Consider the following 19,571-nt stretch of genomic DNA (forward strand, 5'->3'; position numbering starts at 1 on the left):
CTCGACAGTCGATCAAATGCCCCATTTGATCGACCGTTCTTTAAAAGCCACTGCTACTCAGTGGCTTTTTTTTTGCGTACAATTTTGCGCCGTAGCGGCTGTACGTCGGGCACCTTAGGGCCCACCGATTGCTTTTCCCCCGTTCGCTAACCCACCTGAATCCCGACCCGCCCCCTGCACAAGATGTGCGTTCAGCTTGAAGTCTGATCGTACCCGCTATCAAGACATGTCAGACGTGTAACAATTATTAGAGAGCACGCTGATACCGCCGCTAAGATATAAGGTGTTAAATACGTTCTACTCAGGTGTTAAAAAATCCTTACCTAACTAGTTATTGTCTTTTAAATCAGTACGTTAAATTATTCTCCGTATTTTATTTCCATAGAATTCCGGTCATGAACCCAACCTTTACATTGCACGCAACGCCAGGAAAGTGGTCCAGACCCGAAGTCATCCTGATTTTCGGCAGCAGCTTTGCGGTGGTCGCTATTCTTGTGATCGTCACGTCACTGCTGTTTCGCGAGCGCGACAGCGCGACAGAATTTGCCGCCCGCACGGCGTCCAACATCGTGCAGTTGATCGATGCCGACGTGCAGCGCAATGCCGAGCTGTACGACACATCTATCCAGGGCATGATTGCCGCATGGCAGCTTCCGGGGATCATGGCCATCCCGTCACAGATGCGTCATTTGATGCTGTTCGACCGTTCCACCGCTGCGCCCTATAAAGGTGATTTGCTGCTATTGGACAAGAATGGAAGCATTCTTGCTGACTCTACTTCGCTCGTCCCCAGAGCCGGCAACTTTGCTGACCGCACTCATTTCACGGCGCACCGGGATAACCCATCGCTGGGCCTGCTGGTCAGCGATCCGTTCAAGATGCGCCTGGGTGACCCGGACTGGTGCATCAGCTTCAGTCGCCGCGTGTCTTCACCTGAAGGCGAATTTCTTGGCATCGCCTCGGGGGCGATGCGGCTGCTGTATTTCAATGAGCTGTTCAAAGACCTGAGTATCGGCAAGGACAGCAACGTGAACCTGATCAATACCCACGGCATTCTGCTCGCTCGACAGCCAGTGCTGGATGGCAACGATATGACGGGCGCGGACTTCAGCCAGAAAGCTAACTTCCAACGCTTCCTGAAAGAAGGCAGTGGTCACTTCACCAGTGTGTCCTCGCTGGACAACAAAGAGCGTCTTTACACCTTTTCGCGAGTCGGCGATTTGCCGCTGATCGTGGTCGTTGGCCAATCAGTGGAAGAGGTGTATGCCGTCTGGAGGCGCACTACCTTATTGGTGGGCAGCGCTACCAGCATCTTATGTTTCGGCATTTTGTGGCTGACGTTTCTGTTGCGCCGCGAACTGCGTCTGCGCCAGCGTGCCGAAAATGGCTTGGCCCACCTGGCTGCGACCGACGGCTTGACCGGCCTGGCCAATCGTCGCAGGCTCGATCAGGTACTGAAAACCGAATGGGCGCGAGGGTTACGTTCAGGGCAGCCACTGTCGCTGCTGATGATTGATGTCGACAACTTCAAGACGTTCAACGACCGCCATGGTCATCATGGTGGAGACGAGGCCCTGCGCACTGTGGCGGCGACTATTCTTAGCCGTATTCGCCGCCCTGGAGACCTTGCGGCGCGTTATGGCGGCGAAGAGTTTTCCGTGGTGCTGGCCGACACACCGCTCGAAGGCGCTCAGGTCATCGCCGAAGCCATCAGGGCTGCAATCGAGGCCCTGCCGCGCTTTGCCAATGACGAACACGCCATCACCGTCAGCATCGGGGTCGTCTCTCATGTGATGCGCCCCGGCGACACGCTGAGCACCTTGACCCGCATTGCCGATCAGGCGCTGTATCAAGCCAAACGCAAAGGTCGCAATCGTGTGGAGTGCGGATCATGGACCTCCCACCGCGACCCTCTTATCACTTGAGTTGCAGGTTGCGCATGCAGAGAAAACGCCAGACGAGCTGGCGTTTTCTCTAAAGCGTTCAATCAGTTTTTTTGTACGTGAGCGGTATCACGCATGGCTTTGACCTGATCATGGTTACGTTGCGCTCCGTCAAGCTGCTTCTGAATCAATGCGATAACGTTCGTTGGCAGATTCTCTTCACGGGCTTTTTCAAGTGCTTTTCTGTAGGCCTTGAGTGCAGTGTCTTCACCTCGCTCTACCTCACTCAGAATCGCCTCATCGCTTTTACCAGTAACCACCGACTTCAGATCGATCCAGGCACGGTGCAGCGAACCAACGATGCTTGAAGACGTTTCAGGATCCCCGCCCAGAACACGAACTTCAGCCTGGAGCTCCCGAACGGCTGTGGCGCACTCTTGCGACCGGCTGATAAAAAAGCTCTTTACCGTCGGATTTTTGATGTCTTCAGCGCTGGTATGAAAGCCTTTTTCGCCATCCTTACTGGTTTCAATCAAATCATTGAGCAATGAAATGGCTTCTTTATTGATATCTGTCATTTTCAAACTCCTTATCGGTTAGTGGATGACAGTTGAAAAAGCAGCCTTCATGCCACGTTCTATTTTCTTTAAATACCTTACATTTCAATAAGTTGATTTACACAAGAGACAGATCAATCGTTCTTTCTGCAAGAACTGTCGTTTGGCCTGCATGCAGAATGCACGTATCTTGAGGGCTGTAGTTTCGTGCACATCCGACGTGCGCACCCCATTGAATGGCCTGGACATGAATCCCGAAAAACTTGAACTGCTGGTCACACGCGAAATGCCGTATGGCAAATACAAGGGCCGGCTCATCGCCGATTTACCGGGGCAGTACCTGAACTGGTTCGCTCGGGAAGGTTTCCCCTCGGGTGAGTTGGGCAGCCTGTTGGCGTTAATGCACGAGATCGACCATAACGGTTTGTCCGAACTGCTTGACCCGCTACGCAAGCGCCAACGCCCGTTCCGCCCCTAACGATTCATACGCCAAGCGAGTTCGTGATGCCGATTGATCAACATGCCGCCACCGCCCTGGACTGCGCCCGAGACGAAGCCTTCTGGCAGCGCATCGCTTCACGCTATGAGGTCGAGCCAGGCCCGATCAACCTGGAAAACGGTTATTTTGGCCGCATGACCCGGACGGTGGTCGAGGACTATCAACACCAGATCGCCGCCATCAACCGCAGCAACTCAGTGTATGTGCGCCATCAGTTCGATCAGGTCGACAGCGTGCTGATTCGCGATCAACTGGCGGCAATGGTCCAAGTGCCAGCCCACGAGATCGCCATCACGCGCTGTGCCTCCGAATCCCTGCAATCATTGATTCGCAACTACAACGCCCTGCAACCCGGCGATCAGGTGTTGATCAGCGATCTGGATTACATCAGCGTGCAAAGCGCCATGCGCTGGCTGGCAAAGAGCCGTGATGTGGAGGTGATCGAAATCCAGCACCCGCACCCTGCCACCTATGAGAGCCTGCTGGACAGTTACCGCTCAGCCTTCGAGAGCCACCCCCGTTTGAAGTTGATGGCGTTGACCCACGTCACCCACCGCACCGGTCTGGTGATGCCGGTGCAAGCGATTGCCGCGTGGGCCAAGACCCATCGCATTGACGTGATCCTCGACGGCGCGCACGCCCTTGGCCAACTCGACTTCAAACTGGACGAGTTGGGCGTGGCGTTTGCCGGATTCAATCTGCAGAAATGGATCGGAGCGCCGCTGAGCCTGGGCTTTATCTACATTGCCCAGGAGCGCCTGACAGACATCGACCCGGACATGGGCGACAGTCGATTTGCAATCGACGATATCCGGTCGCGCGCGCCCTATGGCACGCCCAATATCCCGGCCCTGATGACCCTGCCGCGAGTGTTCGAAGAGCATCTGGCGATGGGCGGTGCCGCCGTGAAGGGCGCACGCCTGAACTACCTGCGCGACCTGTGGGTCAAGCCTGCAAGGGAATTGTCGGGAATTGAGATTTTGACCCCGGACGACGCGCGCCTGTATTGCGGGATCACGGCATTGCGCTTTACCCGCCAAGTGGATCAGCAGCGGATGGTCGAGCGTTTACTGGAGGAGTACAACCTGTTCACGGTGGCGCGCGACGGCGCTGCGTGCGGGCCGTGCATCCGTATCACTCCGGGCTTTACCACGTCGGTGGCGGAGATCGAAACACTGGTACGAGCACTGCGTGAACTGAGCCGGTAACCGCCCTAAAAAACACGGTGCACCCGACCAAGGCGCACCGTGAAAAGCCAAGCAACAACAACCAACAACCTATCCGTTAGTCAAACAACGCCAGCGCTTCAACGCTGGCAGCTTCAATCCGTGCCCACTCGCCATTCTTGATCCAGGCGTTGTCGAGCATCCACGAGCCGCCCACACACATCACGTTCGGCTGCGCCATGTAGCTCTTCAGGTTGTCTGGATTAACGCCACCGGTAGGACAGAAACGAACTTCGCCGAACGGGCCGCCAAGGGCTTTGATTGCCGCAACGCCGCCGCTGATCTCAGCCGGGAACAATTTGAAACGACGGTAACCCAAGGCGTAGCCCATCATGATCTCCGAGGCGCTACTGATCCCCGGCAGCATCGGCAGCGGACTGTCGACGCCAGCTTGAAGCAGCTCGGGCGTGCAACCGGGGGTAACGATGAATTGCGCCCCAGCCGCTTCAGCGTCCGCCAGCATCTGTCGGTCAAGGATGGTGCCGGCACCGACGCACAGTTCGGGGCGTTGCTCACGCAAGACCCGAATCGCGGTCAGGCCGAATGCCGAGCGCAGGGTCACTTCCAGCGTGGTCAATCCGCCAGCGGCCAGCGCATCGGCCAGTGGCAGAATGTCTTGTTCGCGGGCAATGGTTATCACCGGCAAAATCTTCGCCTTGGCGCAGAGTTCGTCGATTTGGACAATCTTGTTCGCCATGCTGTTCAGCGGCAGGTTTTTTTCGATTGTTTTCATGGCGGCTGATCCTTTGCTCATGGGCACCAGTAAATCTCTAAGGAGGAGTTCAGAAAGGCACGGATGGGCATTTGGGCGAGATCATCACCCGCCACTGCCGTGCGTAATGTATCGAGTTTGGCCTGCCCGGAAATGGACAGGATCTGCAGACGTGCAGACGCGAGCAACTGACGCGTCAGGGTCAAGCGCTGGCGTGGCACCGTCGGCGCCAGCATAGGCAAGCAACGACGCGGTCCATCGAGGCGCAATGCTTCGCTGAGGTTCGGACTCTTGGGAAACAGCGACGCAGTGTGGCCGTCATCCCCCATGCCCAGCACCAATACATCGATTGGTGGCAATTCAGCCAAGGCTTGATCGGCCTCTTGTGCCGCCTCATCCAGGGTTGGCGTTGCGCGGTACAGCCCAATGAAACGGGCTTTAGCCGCTGGTCCCTGAAGCAAGTAGCGCTTCAACAGGCCGGCATTGCTGTCGGCATGTTCCACCGGCACCCAGCGTTCGTCCGCCAGGCTGACCACCACCCTGGACCAGTCCAGCGACTGCTGCGCCAGGCTTTGGAAAAATGCCACCGGACTGCGCCCGCCGGACACCACCAGAGTCGCCACGCCATGCGCACTGATTGCGCTGCGCAGTTGCTCAGCCACCGCCGTCGCCAGCTCACTGGCCAACAGCGCCGGATTGGCAAACGTGTGAGCGACTATGCCCGCAGGCAGTTCAACTTTAGATATCCCCATACCAGGACCTCCCGTCACGAGTAATCAGTGCAATGGAGCTCATCGGCCCCCACGACCCAGCCGCGTAAGGCTTGGGTGCATCGCCGGCCTTCTTCCAGCCCGCGATCAGTTGGTCGCACCATTGCCATGCGTACTCAATTTCATCTTTACGGACAAACAGGTTCTGATTGCCACGCATGACTTCCAGCAACAACCGCTCGTAGGCATCGGGGATCCGCGCGCTTTGATAGGTGTCTGAAAAATTCAACTGCAAAGGGCCGCTGCGCAGCTGCATGCCTTTATCCAGGCCTTGATCCTTGGTCATCACCTGCAAGGAAATGCCTTCATCGGGCTGCAGGCGAATGATCAACCGGTTGCTGATCTGCAAGCGCTGCTCGGGGGCGAAAATGTAGTGCGGCGGCTCTTTGAAATGGATCACGATCTGCGACAGTTTTTGCGGCATGCGCTTGCCGGTACGCAGGTAGAACGGCACGCCCGACCAGCGCCAGTTGCGAATGTCAGCACGCAACGCAACAAAGGTTTCGGTATCGCTCTGAGTATTGGAGTTTTCTTCCTCCAGATAGCCCGGCACCGGTTTGCCTTCGCTGTAACCGGCAATGTACTGGCCCCGCACCACCTGAGTGGCAAGGCGTTCAGGGGTGAACGGCGCCAGGGCTTTAAGCACCTTGACCTTCTCGTCGCGAATGCTGTCGGCGGACAGGTCGCTCGGCGGGTCCATGGCGATCAGGCAAAGCAGTTGCAGCAAGTGATTCTGGATCATGTCGCGCAGTTGCCCGGCCTGATCGAAGTAACCCCAACGGCCTTCGATGCCGACCTGTTCGGCGACCGTGATTTCAACGTGGGAAATGTGGTTCTGATTCCACTGGGTCTCGAACAGGCTGTTGGCAAACCGCAGGGCGATCAAGTTCTGTACGGTTTCCTTGCCCAGATAGTGGTCGATTCGATAGACGCGGTTTTCCGGAAAGAACTGCGCGACCGCATCGTTGACCCGACGCGAGGAGGCCAGGTCGTGGCCGATGGGTTTTTCCAGTACGGCACGGGTGCGCTCGGTCAGATTGACCGACGCGAGGTTCTCGCAGATCGCGCCATACACCGAAGCCGGGGTAGCAAAATAGGCGATCAAACGCTCGGCGTCGCCCACCCGATCAGCCAGTGCGACATAATCCTCGGCCTTGAGAAAGTCCACATGCAGGTAACTCAGGCGCGCCTGAAAACGCTGCACATGTTCATCTTCAAGCTCGGCCTCGGGTACGAATCGGCGCAAACTGCTGTCTATGTAAGCCAAATGCTGCTGTTCACTGCCGGACTCACGCGCCAAGGCAAAAATACGGGTATCGGCATGCAACAACCCAGCGCGGTCAAGCTGGTACAAGGCCGGAAACAGCTTGCGCACTGCCAGGTCGCCTAACGCGCCAAACAAGGCAAAGGTGCACGATTCAACCGTTATCAGGGGCATAATGTTTGTTCTTTTATCAAGTTAGGCTACAAATACCTTTTTTAAAGGCAGTATTCAAGATCAAATGTAGTAATAACCACAACATTTCGTCTAAAACCAGATTCCGATGGTGATCGACGAGGGCCATCAGTACGATAGGCCACCTTTACCAGCGTCTGTAAGACTCTCGATGACAGGCATTGCCAGGGTGTGTACAAATCAGTCTGTTGCCTGCTCGACAAGGATATAAAATGGACCGCATGCGCAACCTCCTGGAGCATATCCAGGGCCGTCTCGATGAATTGAACAAGGCTGAGCGCAAGGTCGCCGAGGTGATCCTGCTCAACCCACAGCAAGCGACGCGCTTGAGTATCGCCGCGCTCGCTCAGGCCGCCAAGGTCAGCGAGCCCACGGTCAACCGCTTTTGCCGCTCGTTCGGTGTCAGCGGTTATCCCGAGCTCAAGTTGCAGCTGGCGCAAAGTCTGGCCAGTGGCGCGGCGTATGTAAGCCGCGCAGTGGAGGCCGACGACAACCCCGAGGACTACACCCGGAAAATTTTCGGCAGCGCCATTGCCTCGCTGGACAGCGCCCTTCAGCAACTCGATTCGAACCTGATCAGCAAAGCCGTGGATCTATTGATTCAGGCGCGGCAGATCCATTTTTTTGGCCTCGGCGCTTCGGCCCCGGTGGCGATGGATGCGCAGCATAAATTCTTTCGTTTCAACCTTGCGGTGACCGCGCACGTTGATGTGCTGATGCAGCGCATGATCGCTTCCGTCGCACATACCGGCGAGTTATTTGTGATCATTTCCTACACCGGCCGCACCCGCGAACTGGTGGAAGTGGCCCGCATTGCCCGCGAAAACGGCGCCTCGGTTCTGGGCCTGACCGCCGAGGGGTCGCCACTGGCCAAGGCCAGCACCCTGAGCTTGAATATCCCGCTCCCAGAAGACACCGACATCTATATGCCGATGACCTCACGGATCATCCAGCTCACCGTGCTCGACGTATTGGCCACCGGCATGACCCTGCGCCGGGGCGTGGATTTCCAGCCGCATTTGCGCAAAATCAAGGAAAGCCTCAACGCCAGCCGGTATCCGATTGACGATGAGTTGATTTAAGGCCCGGTCACCATCGGACACACCGCATCGAGCCAGCGCTTCTGCGCCAAACGACTCAAAAAAAACGGGCAGCCAGGCTGCCCGCAAAGCACACACATACCTTGATCACTGACAGCGCGTCTTCAAACCTTGATTAGCGCTAAAACCCGCTTAGAACTTCGACTGAATCTTCAAACCTGCAACCAGCGCATCGTCAACCTGATCGACGCCACCTGGCTGTTTGATGAATTGCAGGTTGGGACGCACGGTCAGCCAATTGGTGACGTGGAAACCGTAGTAAATCTCGGCGTTGTATTCAGTACTCTGCACCGGCAGATAGTTAGGGTTGTCGTAATCGTCGATCCCGCTGATTTGGTTGACCAGACGTGCACGGTCTTGCGCATCATCATTGACGTGAATCCGAGCGATACCCACGCCCATGTCATCTTTTGGACGCGCATTGAACGGACCTTTGTAGGTCAGGCCGATCTGCTGGTAGTTATCGATGTAGTTGGTAGCCTTGTCATGCACGGTTGCGTTGGCGAACGCACTCAAGCCACGGGCAGCATCGCCGTTGTGGGTGGTGAGTTGCTGCTGTGCCACGACCCACCAGCCATGCTTGCTGCTGTGCGACTGGTATTCCCCGCCCGGGGTGAGTGGCTGCGCCTGACCGTCGGCGCCTTTGTAAACGTCGTCGGCTTTGGCGGTGCTGTAGTAGTAACCGAGACGGTATTCGCCCGGCAGGTCGTTGACCTTCGGCGACCAGACCAACTCGGTGGGGATGATCATGCCTTTGGTACCGCTGCCACTGAGCTTGAAGCCGTTACCGGTTTCCAGGTTGGATGGGTTCTGCTCGAACGCGCCGACCTGTGCATAGAACTCGGGGGTGATGTTGTATTTAACACGTAACGCCCACTGGCTGACCGGCCAGTTGTACCAGATGCTGCCGACCCAGTTACCCACTTGCGAGCCGCAGAACGCAAGGTTCTGGAAGTCGCACGGGAAGCTGTTGAAGTCTTCGCCTGGCCCAAAACGACCAGCTTTAACATCCAGTGCGCCGTCAAAATATTTCTGCTTGGCCCACATTTGCGTCAGGCGCCAGGTCTGACCACGGCCCCAGACTTCCTGTGACGAACTAAAGGTGCCAGCACGCGGATCGCCTATGCGGTCATTGGAGATGTTGCGGCCACTGCGCTCAGTGATCGCCAGTTTGAATTCAGCGTCATGCCAGCCGAGGATTTTTTGCAGATCCAGGTCCACGCCCAGAGCGAACTGATCCGCATAGCGCGCAGTCTTGTCGTTGTTGTAGCCGCCGTGCAAGTTGCTGCCGACTTCCCCTACGTACTCAAGTGAAAAGTCATATCCCTTGTTCAGCAGTTCGGTACGCGTGCCGCCCCAGTCACCCGACATCCACTGCGAGTTCGGATCAAAAGCATCAGCCGCGTGCACGCTTCCAGCCAAGCTTAATGCACCCAAAACAGACAGCGTGCTAATCAGCTTGAATTGGGTAAGCGATTTGGCTTCTTTATGATTCATCCCTTAAATCCTCTTATTGTTATTAGCGCTAGTAGGTGACTTGCATTGACTAACATCGTGTCGCTGGCTGACCGACTGTTAAGGCCTGATCGATCAAACCCGCGATGCTCGGCGCACCCCGTCATTGGTTGCGACTAATTTGCGTGACATTGCCCACACGTTCAGCGGGCTGGGACTTTCCCAAAACCCCGAGCCGCTCACCGCTCTTGGCGTCGAACAGCAACACTTTTGAAGGATCGAACTGCAGGTTCAGTGATTCCCCTACCTGCGGCGCAACGTCCGGCGCCAGGCGGCAGCAGACCTTGCTCTGGTTAAGCGTGACGAACACCAAGGTGTCCGGCCCGGTCGGCTCGGTGACTTGAACTTCGGCGCGAATAGTCGGCAAGCCGTTGGGTTCGACGGGTGCCAGAACGATCTGTTCAGGACGCATGCCGAGAATCACTTCACGGTCTTCCAGGCCCGCATCAAGCATGCCCAGCGGCAGCTCGCAACGCGCCTGACCACTGTCGAGCAGGGCCAGCAGCCGCCCGTCCTTACGTTGCAGGCGCAAGGGGATGAAGTTCATCGGCGGCGAACCGATGAAGCTGGCGACGAACAGGTTGGCCGGATCGTTGTAAATCTGCTTCGGCGTGCCGAACTGCTGAATGATCCCGTCCTTCATCACCGCCACTTTGTCGCCCAGAGTCATGGCTTCGATCTGGTCGTGGGTCACGTAAACCGTGGTGGTTTTCAGGCGCTGGTGCATCAGTTTCATTTCAGTCCGCATCTCGACCCGCAGCTTGGCGTCGAGGTTGGAAAGCGGCTCATCGAACAGGTAGATTTTCGGCCGCCGCGCCAACGCACGACCCATGGCCACACGCTGTTGCTGCCCACCGGAAAGCTGGCCGGGCTTCCGATTGAGCAGGTGTTCGATCTGCAACAGCTTGGCGACCCGCGCGACCTCCTCTTCGATGGCGGCGGGCGCCATCTTGCGGATTTTCAAACCAAACGAGATGTTTTCGCGCACGCTCATGGTTGGGTACAACGCGTAAGACTGGAACACCATGGCGATGTCACGATCCTTGGGGCTCATGCCACTGATGTCCGCGTCATCGATCAGGATCGAGCCGCCGCTGATGTTTTCCAGCCCGGCAATGCAGTTCATCAACGTCGATTTACCGCAGCCCGAAGGACCGACCAGAATCAGAAACTCGCCGTCATCGATCTTCAGTTCGATGTTTTTCAAGGTGTCCGGCAAACCGCTGCCGTAGGTCTTGTTGACGTTGCGCAATTCGAGAGTTGCCATGATTACCCCTTGACCGCGCCGGCCGTCAGCCCACGCAGGAAATACTTACCAGCCAGCACATAGACCAGCAGTGTCGGCAGCCCGGCGATCATCGCCGCTGCCATATCAACGTTGTATTCCTTGGCACCGGTGCTGGTGTTGACCAGGTTGTTCAGTGCCACGGTGATGGGCTGCGAGTCGCCACTGGAGAAGACCACACCGAACAGGAAGTCGTTCCAGATCTGGGTAAACTGCCAGATCAGGCAGACCATGATGATCGGCGTCGACATCGGCAGAATGATCCGGCCGAAGATGGTGAAAAATCCGGCACCGTCCAGCCGCGCAGCCTTGACCAACGCATCCGGAATGCTCACGTAGTAGTTGCGGAAGAACAGCGTGGTGAATGCCAGGCCGTAGACCACATGCACGAACACCAGGCCGGTGGTGGAGGCTGCCAGCCCCATCTTGCCGACCGTGAACGACGCCGGCAGCAGCACGGTCTGGAACGGCAGGAAACAGCCGAACAACAACAGACCGAAAAACAATTGCGAACCCCGAAAGCGCCACATCGCCAGCACGTAACCGTTGATGGCGCCGATGGCGGTGGAGATCAGAACCGCTGGCACGGTGATTTTCACCGAGTTCCAGAAGTAGCCATCGACCGTGGCCCAGGCCTTGACCCACCCCATGCCGGTGACCACTGTCGGCCAGCTCAACAAGTTACCAGTGCTGATGTCTTCCGGAGATTTGAAGCTGGTCAGCAGCATCACGATCAGCGGCACCAGATACACCACGACCGCCAACAGCAAGACCGCATAGATCGCGACCCGGCTGATGCTGATGGAAGGTTTACCCACCTGACTATTCATGGCGTTTGGTCCTCAGCTCGGAGTACAGATATGGCACGAGGATGGCGAGAATCGCGCCGAGCATCAGGATTGCACTCGCCGAGCCCATGCCCATCTGGCCACGGCTGAAGGTGAACGAGTACATGAACATCGCGGGCAAGTCCGAGGAGTAGCCGGGGCCACCTGCGGTCATCGACGCCACCAAGTCGAAGCTCTTGATGGCGATGTGCGCCAGAATCATCACCGCGCTGAAAAACACCGGGCGCAGGCTTGGCAGCACGACGCGCAGATAGATGGTTGGCAGGCTCGCGCCGTCGATCTGCGCGGCACGAATGATCGACTGATCGACCCCGCGCAACCCGGCGAGAAACAGCGCCATAACGAACCCGGAAGACTGCCAGACCGCTGCGATCACCAGGCAGTACACGACGCGGCTCGGGTCGACCAGCCAATCCAGGCGGAAGCCTTCCCAGCCCCAGTCACGGAGCATTTTGTCCAGACCAAGACCGGGGTTGAGCAGCCATTTCCAGGCCGTACCGGTGACGATCATCGACAGCGCCATCGGGTACAAATAGACCGTGCGGATAAAACCTTCACGACGGATGCGCTGGTCCAGCAGGACCGCGAGCACGACACCCAGCACCAGACTGATGCCTATGAACATGCCGCCGAATACCGCCAGGTTCTTGCTCGCCACCCACCAACGATCGTTGTCGAGCAGACGTGTGTATTGCTGCAAACCCGCCCACTTGTAGCTGGGCATAAACGTTGAATTGGTGAACGAAAGTACAAACGTCCACAGGATATAACCATAGAAACCGACCAGCACGATCAGCATGCTTGGCGCCAACACCAACTTGGGCAGCCAGCGTTGCAGCACATCGAACGGTGAGGCCTTGCTGAACACAGCGACAGAGCTCATCTGAAAAATCCAGTTCGAGAACAAGGAATCCAGGCCGAACGCCAGCGTGAAACCCGTTAAGGTTTCAGCAGCATGCGCTACGGCTGGGGTGTACCGCTGGCGAACCAGCGGTGATTCAATAGTCGATTACTTGGCTGACTGGATGCCCGAGTACAGCTTTTTGACGACGGCTTGCGGGTCGGCTTTCGGGTCGCTCATGAAATTAGTGACCGTGTCGAAGATCGCGCCCTGCACAGCGAGCGAGGTGGCCATGTTGTGCGCCATGCTTGGCTCAAGTTTGCCGTTCTTGTCGGCGTCCTTGAAGTCCTTTGCCGAGGCCTGACCACAACTGTCGAACTTGCTCATGTCCAGATCGTTACGAACCGGGATCGAGCCTTTGTTCTGGTTGAACACGTATTGGAACTCAGGCTCGAGGGCGATTTTTGCCACATCGTTCTGAGCCGCGAGGTTGCCAGGAGTATTGTTTTTGGCAGACAACTTGAACATCGCCAGCGAATCGATGTTGTAGGTGTAGCTGCCTTGGGTGCCAGGGAAAGGAACGCATTGGTAGTCTTTACCGGCAACCTTACCGGCTGCACTCCACTCGCTCTTGGCCCAGTCGCCCATCATCTGCATACCGGCCTTGCCCTGAATGACGTCAGCCGCTGCAAGGTTCCAGTCACGCCCGGCACGGTTGTTGTCCATGTAGCCAATGAGTTTTTTCAGCGTGGCGAACACCTCGACCATCTTGTCGCCCGTCAGGGTTTTCTCGTCGAGATCAAGGAAGGCTTTTTTGTAGCCATCCGGCCCCATGATGCTCAGCACCAGGTCTTCGAATACCGTGCTGTCCTGCCAAGGTTGGCCACCATGGGCCAAGGGGATGAAGCCGGCTGCCTTGAGCTTGTCACCTGCCGCGAAGAACTCATCAAGGGTGACAGGCGCTTTGTCGATACCGGCTTTCTTGAACACTTCCGGGTTGATCCACAACCAGTTCACCCGGTGAATGTTCACCGGCACCGCCACGTAGTGACCTTCGTACTTCATGGTGTCGGAGACGGTTTTGGACAGCAGCTTGTCCCAGTTATTGGCTTTCGAAACGTCGTCGAGGTTGGTCAGCAGGCCCAAGGCGCCCCACTCTTGCAGGTCCGGACCTTTGATCTGTGCAGCAGAAGGTGGATTGCCAGACACCGCACGGGTCTTCAGTACGGTCATGGCCGCTGCACCACCGCCACCGGCGACGGCGCTGTCCTGCCAGCTATAGCCGTCTTTTTCGACCAGCTTTTTCAGGACATCGACAGCCTTTGCTTCGCCGCCCGACGTCCACCAGTGGACCACTTCCACGGTGCCTTTTGAACCGGCAGGCGCATCCGCAGCAAGAACGCTCAGAGGGAACAACGAGGCGAGGGAAATGACAGCAGCGAGGCGGGAGATCGAATTCATCTGATTACCTTTTCTTGTTGTTATGCATGAGCAAGTCTGGTGCTTGCGCTGCATAGATTTTAACCAAGGGTTTCGGCGCCATGGTAACGAAGGGACGCGCAAAGGTCACAGCCTGGTTACATAAAGGAAACAGTCGTAGAAAGGCCTGTCAGTCGTGGGTTCGCGGCAGGCGCAAGGTCACACGCAATCCGCCTTCGCGGAGGTTTTGCAGGCTCACTTCTCCGCCATGGCTGTGGGCAATATTGCGCGCAATACCCAAGCCCAGGCCGTAACCCTGTTGTTGCTTGCCTGCCAGGCGAAAATGCGGCTCGAATACTTGTTCCTGGCGCTGCTCGGGCACACCGGGACCCTCGTCATCGACGTGCAGGACGAACGCTTCGGCGTCGTCATCGACATGCAGGTGGGCCTTCTGCCCGTATTTGAGCGCGTTGTCGATCAGGTTGCCGATGCAGCGTTTGAGCGCCAGTGGCTTGCCCGGATAAAACGCGGCGGCCTTCCCCTGCTGAGTGACACGGCCATTGCCGGTTGGCGAAAGGTAGGGTTCGACCAGACAATGCAGCACCTGATTGAGGTCCACCGGTTCAATGTTTTCGTGGATATCCGTATCTTTCACGCATTGCAGCGCGCCTTTGACCAATAACTCCAACTCGTCGAGGTCGCGACTGAATTTTGCTTGCACCGCCTCATCGTCCAACAGCTCGACCCTCAGCCGCAGACGCGTGATGGGCGTACGCAAATCGTGGGAAATCGCGCTGAACAGCTGGCTGCGTTCCGAGAGGTAGCGACTGATACGCTCGCGCATGGCGTTGAACGCCCGGCTGACTTCCACCACCTCGCTGCCCCCACCTTCGACGACCGGTTCGACCACCGTACCCAGCGACATTTCCCGCGCCGCGCGGGCCAGACGCTTGAGCGGGCGACTTTGCCAATGCACCAACAGGCCGATAAACAACAACAGAAAGCTGCTGGTCAGCACGATGAACCAGACCTGCTGCGCCGGCAGATCCTGCTCTTCGAGCGTGGTGTAGGGTTCGGGCAGCAACGAAGCGATGTACAACCATTCGCCGGCCGCCAGTTCGATCTGGGTGACCAGAACGGGCGGATTGATCGGTTCCAGACTCAAGGCGTAATGCGCCCAGGAGCGCGGCAGCTCATCCAGCTTGATGCCACCGTTAAAAATCCGCAGGTCTTCAGGTCGCACGAAACTCACCGAAATATTCGGCTCACTGCCGAGACGCTGACGCAGCACTTCATCGACCGCGTTCAGCACTGCGGTCTTGCGCGGAGTCGGCCCCAGCACTTCCATTTCCAACGGTTTGTCATTCAGGGTCACGACGAAGCGTGTACCGCCCATGCTGCGCAATTGATCGAGCACCAGCGGACGATAAGCCACCGGCAGTGATCGGAAGTAACTGACGCTGGCGGCCATGGAGTGCGCGAGGCTGCGGGCGCTGGTGACCAAGCCTTCCATTTTCGTGGCGCGCAATTGCGACAACCAGATCGCGCTGGACAATCCCTGCGCCAGCAGCACGACCAACAACGTCAGCAACAGCATGCGACCCAGCAACGAGTGCGGCACCAGCAGACGCCAACCTTTTTCAGTAGCCATGGTTGACCAACGACGTGACATTCGCAGCCAACAGGTAGCCACTGCCACGCACGGTACGAATCAGCCGCGGCGCCTTGCCGGTATCTCGCAATCGTTGACGCAGACGGCTGACAGCCATGTCGACAATGCGCTCCAGAGGCATCAGTTCACGACCCCGAGTGGCATTGCCAATAGTGTCGCGATCGAGGATTTGCTGCGGGCGATCCAGAAACAATTTGAGCAAGGCAAAATCGGCACCGGAGAGGATCACTTCCTCGCCATCATTGTGAAAGAGTCGGTGACTGACCATGTCCAGCCGCCATTCATCGAACATCAGTACCTCACCGGCGCCACGCTCATGGCCGAATTGCGCACGTCGCAACAGGGCCTTGATTCGAGCCTGCAGTTCGCGGGGACTGAAAGGCTTGCCCAGATAATCATCAGCGCCCAATTCCAGGCCAATCACCCGATCGGCTTCGTCGGAACTGGCCGTGAGCATGATGATCGGGACCTGGGACTGACGCGGATGCTGACGCACCCAGCGGCACAGACTGAAACCATCTTCGTCGGGCAGCATGACATCGAGGATCACCAGATCGCTGGGTTCTTCGTTGAGCGCCTGGCGAAAACCGGCACCATCGCCCACCGTGCGCACGACGAAGCCACAACGACTCAGGTAGGTTTGCAGCAATTCACGAATTTCCTGATCATCATCGACCAGCAAAATCGACTTACTGACTGAACTCACATCCATCGTCCTTGTTCTGAATAAAACATGCGCCTCATGAACGAGGCCTGGCACAGGTTACACGGTCCCAGACTGCGCCGAGCGCAACAGGTTCAATACAGCCCTCAGCCAAATGCCTGCTGCAACGCCACACCCGCCCCCATCAAACCGGGGTATTCGGCGGTCACCAGCCATACTGGAATGCCCTTGAAATAATCTTTCATCAAGCCTTTTTCGGCAAAGGACCGGGCAAAACCGCTGGCGATGAAAAAGTCGGTGAAGCGCGGCACGACCCCGCCCACGATATAGACACCGCCACGACCGCCGACGGTCAGCACGTTATTACCCGCCACCCGTCCCAGCCAGCAACAGAACTGCTCCAGCACCGCCGCAGCCACCGGATCGCCTGCCAGCGCCGCCGAGGTGATGGCGGCCGGTGATTTAAGCGTGGGCTCAATGTTATCCAGCGAACAGCTAACCTTGTACAAGAGCAACAACCCACTGCCGCTGAGCACGGTTTCGGCACTGACATGCTCGTGCTCGGTCATCAGGCGCGCCCATATCTGCGCTTCACGTGGAGTGCCGAGCGGCAGATCCACATGCCCGCCCTCCCCCGGCAACGCCATCCAGTGGTTGTCGGCGAGAGGCAACAAGGTGCCCACGCCAAGCCCGGTCCCCGGACCGATCACCACCCGTGGACGAGCTTCCTCGGGGATGCCGTGGCAGACCGTCAGGTACTCATCATCACGCAGACGCGTCATGCCCAGCGCCATCGCAGAGAAGTCATTGATCAGCAGCAGGTTATCCAGCTTCAGGCGCGCACAGAACGCCGCGCGGCTAATGCGCCAGTGGCTGTTGGTGAAGTGAAATTCGTCGCCGCCCACCGGCCCGGCAACCGCCAGACAGATGGAGCCGACTTCGCCCGGATGCAGGTCCAGGTCTTCGAGATAGACCTCAAGGGCTTTTTCCGGGCTGGCGTAATCGATGGTCGGGAAGACCCGGATCGAATGCAACTGACCGTCTTCCCAGATGGCAAAACGCGCATTGGTGCCGCCAATATCACCGACCAAAGCCAATTTCACTTAAGCGTCTCCAGACCCGAAGTAAAGGCACTCGCGCCCTGCTCTGCCGAGCTGAAGGCCATACGCATGAAGCCAAACAGCTCGCGTCCACAACCGACACCGTTGTCGAGCAGACCAATCGCTGGCTCTCTGGCGGCCAATTCTGCGGGCTCGACCAGAACCTGCAATGTACCTTTAACGCCGTCGACGCGAATGATATCTCCGTCACGAACCAGCGCTAAAGGTCCGCCGTCGAAGGCTTCAGGGCAGACATGGATCGCTGCCGGAATCTTCCCGGACGCACCGGACATGCGCCCATCGGTGACTAGCGCGACTTTAAAACCACGGTCCTGCAGCACGCCAAGGAACGGCGTCATCTTGTGCAGCTCGGGCATGCCATTGGAACGCGGCCCCTGGAAGCGCATCACCGCAACGAAGTCGCGCTCCAGTTTGCCAGCCTTGAATGCGTCGGCCAGGTCCTGCTGATCCTGGAACACCAGCGCCGGGGCTTGTATCACTTGATGTTCAGGCGCCACAGCGGAGACTTTCATCACCCCGCGACCGAGGTTGCCTTCCATCACGCGCAAACCGCCTTCAGGCGAAAATGGCCGCGCAACAGGGCGCAGGATGTCTTCATCCAGGCTTTCGATAGGCCCTTCGCGCCAGACCAGCTTGCCGTCTTCGAGGAACGGTTCGCGGGTGTAACGGCTCAGGCCGAAACCGGCGATGGTGTTGACGTTTTCGTGCAGCAGCCCGGCTTCCAGCAGTTCACGGATCAGGAACGACATGCCGCCCGCCGCCTGGAAGTGGTTGATGTCGGCCTTGCCGTTTGGATAAACGTGGGTCAGGGTCGGCACCACTTCCGACAGATCCGCCATGTCCTGCCAGGTCAGCTTGATACCGGCAGCCATGGCAATCGCTGGCATGTGCAACGTGTGGTTGGTCGAGCCGCCAGTGGCGTGCAGGGCAACGATGGAGTTGACCAGCGAACGCTCGTCGACGATCTCGCCCAGTGGCATGAAGTCGCCACTTTGCTTGGTCAGACGCGTGACCTGGTGCGCCGCTTCGCGGGTCAGGGCATCGCGCAACGGCGTGTACGGGTTGACGAACGAGGCACCCGGCAAGTGCAGACCCATGACTTCCATCAGTAACTGATTGGTGTTGGCAGTGCCATAGAACGTACAGGTGCCGGGGCTGTGGTAGGACTTCATCTCCGATTCCAGCAGTTCTTCCCGGCTGGCCTTGCCTTCGGCGTAGCGTTGACGGACGTCGGCTTTTTCCTTGTTCGAGATACCCGATGGCATCGGCCCGCCCGGCACGAACAGCGTTGGCAAGTGACCAAAACGCAATGCACCCATCAGCAGGCCCGGCACGATCTTGTCGCAGATACCCAAGCACAACGTAGCGTCGAACATGTTGTGCGACAGCGCGATGGCGGTGGCCATGGCGATCACTTCACGGCTGGCGATGCCCAGCTCCATGCCCGGCTCGCCTTGGGTCACGCCGTCACACATTGCCGGCACACCACCGGCGAACTGGCCGACCGAGCCGATATCGCGCAAGGCCTGTTTGAGCTGGTCCGGGAAATGCTCGTATGGCTGATGCGCCGACAGCATGTCGTTATAAGACGAAACAATGGCCACGTTGGCGGCGTTCATCATTTTCAGGCTTTGCTTGTCTTCGGTGCCGCAGCCCGCGACACCATGAGCAAAGTTGGCGCATTGCAGCTTGCCGCGCATAGGGCCGTCACTGGCGGCGCCGTGGATCATTTGCAGATAGCGCTCGCGCGTCGCACGACTACGGGCGATTAGCCGCTCAGTTACCTCAAGAACGCGGGGATGCATGTGATGAACTCCAGGCTTACGGATAGGTGACCCGTTCAGGTGATTCCAATTATCGACTGTGCGGCCTAGGCTGAGCAAAGGCTTGATGTCGAACATCTGAACCGGACTTACGGGCTACTCGTTGTAGATAAAACAAAATATTGCCATTAAAAAGGCTTGTTTTCTATTTTTATGCGAATAATCTTGTAATTCCAACAA

The 19,571-nt window shown here is 57.6% G+C and carries 17 protein-coding genes; 4 read left to right on the top strand and 13 right to left on the bottom strand.

The window, feature by feature from the left end; genetic code table 11:
- The first annotated feature begins 395 nt into the window (after positions 1-395).
- Positions 396-1,925, top strand: a complete 1,530-nt coding sequence (locus RGU44_RS00305) for a sensor domain-containing diguanylate cyclase (RefSeq protein ID WP_322215154.1) — start codon at positions 396-398, stop codon at positions 1,923-1,925.
- A 62-nt stretch (positions 1,926-1,987) separates the two neighbouring features.
- Here RGU44_RS00305 and RGU44_RS00310 read toward each other — a convergent pair whose 3' ends face one another.
- Positions 1,988-2,461, bottom strand: a complete 474-nt coding sequence (locus RGU44_RS00310; RefSeq protein ID WP_322178069.1) for a PA2169 family four-helix-bundle protein — start codon at positions 2,459-2,461, stop codon at positions 1,988-1,990.
- Between the two features lie 226 nt (positions 2,462-2,687).
- Between RGU44_RS00310 and RGU44_RS00315 the strand changes: the two genes are divergently transcribed.
- Both RGU44_RS00315 and RGU44_RS00320 read left to right on the top strand, forming a co-directional pair.
- The gene (locus RGU44_RS00315; protein ID WP_219060970.1) at positions 2,688-2,918 is read left to right on the top strand and encodes a DUF3820 family protein; all 231 of its coding nucleotides are present in this window, start codon (positions 2,688-2,690) and stop codon (positions 2,916-2,918) included.
- A gap of 26 nt (positions 2,919-2,944) precedes the next feature.
- A complete protein-coding gene (locus tag RGU44_RS00320) occupies positions 2,945-4,147 on the top strand; it encodes an aminotransferase class V-fold PLP-dependent enzyme (RefSeq protein WP_322178068.1) in 1,203 nt (400 codons plus the stop codon).
- 76 nt (positions 4,148-4,223) lie between these two features.
- On the opposite strand, the gene RGU44_RS00325 is transcribed toward RGU44_RS00320, so the two are convergent.
- The 3 genes from RGU44_RS00325 to zwf are packed head-to-tail and all read right to left on the bottom strand — an operon-like array spanning position 4,224 to position 7,085.
- Positions 4,224-4,898 (bottom strand): bifunctional 4-hydroxy-2-oxoglutarate aldolase/2-dehydro-3-deoxy-phosphogluconate aldolase, encoded by a 675-nt coding sequence (locus tag RGU44_RS00325; RefSeq protein ID WP_322178067.1) that lies wholly within the window; start codon positions 4,896-4,898, stop codon positions 4,224-4,226.
- Positions 4,899-4,915: 17 nt separating this feature from the next.
- Positions 4,916-5,629, bottom strand: a complete 714-nt coding sequence (gene pgl / locus RGU44_RS00330; protein WP_322215155.1) for a 6-phosphogluconolactonase — start codon at positions 5,627-5,629, stop codon at positions 4,916-4,918.
- Positions 5,616-7,085, bottom strand: coding sequence for a glucose-6-phosphate dehydrogenase (gene zwf / locus RGU44_RS00335; RefSeq protein ID WP_219060966.1), 1,470 nt, complete (start codon positions 7,083-7,085; stop codon positions 5,616-5,618). Before zwf ends, pgl begins: the two co-directional genes overlap by 14 nt.
- Before the next feature lie 239 nt (positions 7,086-7,324).
- Between zwf and RGU44_RS00340 the strand changes: the two genes are divergently transcribed.
- Positions 7,325-8,185 carry a MurR/RpiR family transcriptional regulator gene (locus tag RGU44_RS00340; protein ID WP_322183037.1) on the top strand — a complete coding sequence of 287 codons (861 nt, stop codon included), beginning with the start codon at positions 7,325-7,327 and terminating at the stop codon, positions 8,183-8,185.
- Between the two features lie 150 nt (positions 8,186-8,335).
- Here the strand turns inward: RGU44_RS00340 and RGU44_RS00345 are convergent, their stop codons facing one another.
- The 9 genes from RGU44_RS00345 to edd form a co-directional block, all read right to left on the bottom strand.
- Positions 8,336-9,700 (bottom strand): carbohydrate porin, encoded by a 1,365-nt coding sequence (locus RGU44_RS00345; protein ID WP_322215156.1) that lies wholly within the window; start codon positions 9,698-9,700, stop codon positions 8,336-8,338.
- Positions 9,701-9,821: 121 nt separating this feature from the next.
- Positions 9,822-10,985 carry an ABC transporter ATP-binding protein gene (locus RGU44_RS00350; RefSeq protein WP_322178064.1) on the bottom strand — a complete coding sequence of 388 codons (1,164 nt, stop codon included), beginning with the start codon at positions 10,983-10,985 and terminating at the stop codon, positions 9,822-9,824.
- 2 nt (positions 10,986-10,987) lie between these two features.
- Complete coding sequence (locus tag RGU44_RS00355; RefSeq protein WP_322215157.1) at positions 10,988-11,833, bottom strand: carbohydrate ABC transporter permease; 846 nt, start codon at positions 11,831-11,833, stop codon at positions 10,988-10,990.
- Positions 11,826-12,734, bottom strand: coding sequence for a sugar ABC transporter permease (locus RGU44_RS00360; RefSeq protein ID WP_322178063.1), 909 nt, complete (start codon positions 12,732-12,734; stop codon positions 11,826-11,828). Before RGU44_RS00360 ends, RGU44_RS00355 begins: the two co-directional genes overlap by 8 nt.
- Positions 12,735-12,860: 126 nt before the next feature.
- The gene (locus RGU44_RS00365) at positions 12,861-14,153 is read right to left on the bottom strand and encodes an ABC transporter substrate-binding protein (protein WP_322178062.1); all 1,293 of its coding nucleotides are present in this window, start codon (positions 14,151-14,153) and stop codon (positions 12,861-12,863) included.
- Positions 14,154-14,301: 148 nt separating this feature from the next.
- Positions 14,302-15,762, bottom strand: a complete 1,461-nt coding sequence (locus RGU44_RS00370) for an ATP-binding protein (protein WP_322178061.1) — start codon at positions 15,760-15,762, stop codon at positions 14,302-14,304.
- Positions 15,752-16,489, bottom strand: coding sequence for a response regulator transcription factor (locus RGU44_RS00375; RefSeq protein WP_322178060.1), 738 nt, complete (start codon positions 16,487-16,489; stop codon positions 15,752-15,754). The genes RGU44_RS00370 and RGU44_RS00375 overlap by 11 nt, the downstream gene beginning before the upstream one ends.
- A 104-nt stretch (positions 16,490-16,593) precedes the next feature.
- Positions 16,594-17,550, bottom strand: coding sequence for a glucokinase (locus RGU44_RS00380; RefSeq protein WP_322215158.1), 957 nt, complete (start codon positions 17,548-17,550; stop codon positions 16,594-16,596).
- Positions 17,547-19,373, bottom strand: a complete 1,827-nt coding sequence (gene edd, locus RGU44_RS00385) for a phosphogluconate dehydratase (RefSeq protein WP_322215160.1) — start codon at positions 19,371-19,373, stop codon at positions 17,547-17,549. The genes RGU44_RS00380 and edd overlap by 4 nt, the downstream gene beginning before the upstream one ends.
- Positions 19,374-19,571: the final 198 nt, after the last annotated feature.

Source organism: Pseudomonas sp. 5C2 (assembly GCF_034314155.1).
Lineage (GTDB): Bacteria > Pseudomonadota > Gammaproteobacteria > Pseudomonadales > Pseudomonadaceae > Aquipseudomonas.

Coding starts and splice junctions, on each gene's coding strand:
- pgl (WP_322215155.1), bottom strand. CDS start 5,629: ATGGGGATATCTAAAGTTGAACTGCCTGCGGGCATAGTCGCTCACACG.
- zwf (WP_219060966.1), bottom strand. CDS start 7,085: ATGCCCCTGATAACGGTTGAATCGTGCACCTTTGCCTTGTTTGGCGCG.
- RGU44_RS00340 (WP_322183037.1), top strand. CDS start 7,325: ATGCGCAACCTCCTGGAGCATATCCAGGGCCGTCTCGATGAATTGAAC.
- RGU44_RS00325 (WP_322178067.1), bottom strand. CDS start 4,898: ATGAAAACAATCGAAAAAAACCTGCCGCTGAACAGCATGGCGAACAAG.
- RGU44_RS00370 (WP_322178061.1), bottom strand. CDS start 15,762: ATGGCTACTGAAAAAGGTTGGCGTCTGCTGGTGCCGCACTCGTTGCTG.
- RGU44_RS00320 (WP_322178068.1), top strand. CDS start 2,945: ATGCCGATTGATCAACATGCCGCCACCGCCCTGGACTGCGCCCGAGAC.
- RGU44_RS00355 (WP_322215157.1), bottom strand. CDS start 11,833: ATGAATAGTCAGGTGGGTAAACCTTCCATCAGCATCAGCCGGGTCGCG.
- RGU44_RS00305 (WP_322215154.1), top strand. CDS start 396: ATGAACCCAACCTTTACATTGCACGCAACGCCAGGAAAGTGGTCCAGA.
- RGU44_RS00350 (WP_322178064.1), bottom strand. CDS start 10,985: ATGGCAACTCTCGAATTGCGCAACGTCAACAAGACCTACGGCAGCGGT.
- RGU44_RS00360 (WP_322178063.1), bottom strand. CDS start 12,734: ATGAGCTCTGTCGCTGTGTTCAGCAAGGCCTCACCGTTCGATGTGCTG.
- RGU44_RS00315 (WP_219060970.1), top strand. CDS start 2,688: ATGAATCCCGAAAAACTTGAACTGCTGGTCACACGCGAAATGCCGTAT.
- RGU44_RS00345 (WP_322215156.1), bottom strand. CDS start 9,700: ATGAATCATAAAGAAGCCAAATCGCTTACCCAATTCAAGCTGATTAGC.
- edd (WP_322215160.1), bottom strand. CDS start 19,373: ATGCATCCCCGCGTTCTTGAGGTAACTGAGCGGCTAATCGCCCGTAGT.
- RGU44_RS00365 (WP_322178062.1), bottom strand. CDS start 14,153: ATGAATTCGATCTCCCGCCTCGCTGCTGTCATTTCCCTCGCCTCGTTG.
- RGU44_RS00310 (WP_322178069.1), bottom strand. CDS start 2,461: ATGACAGATATCAATAAAGAAGCCATTTCATTGCTCAATGATTTGATT.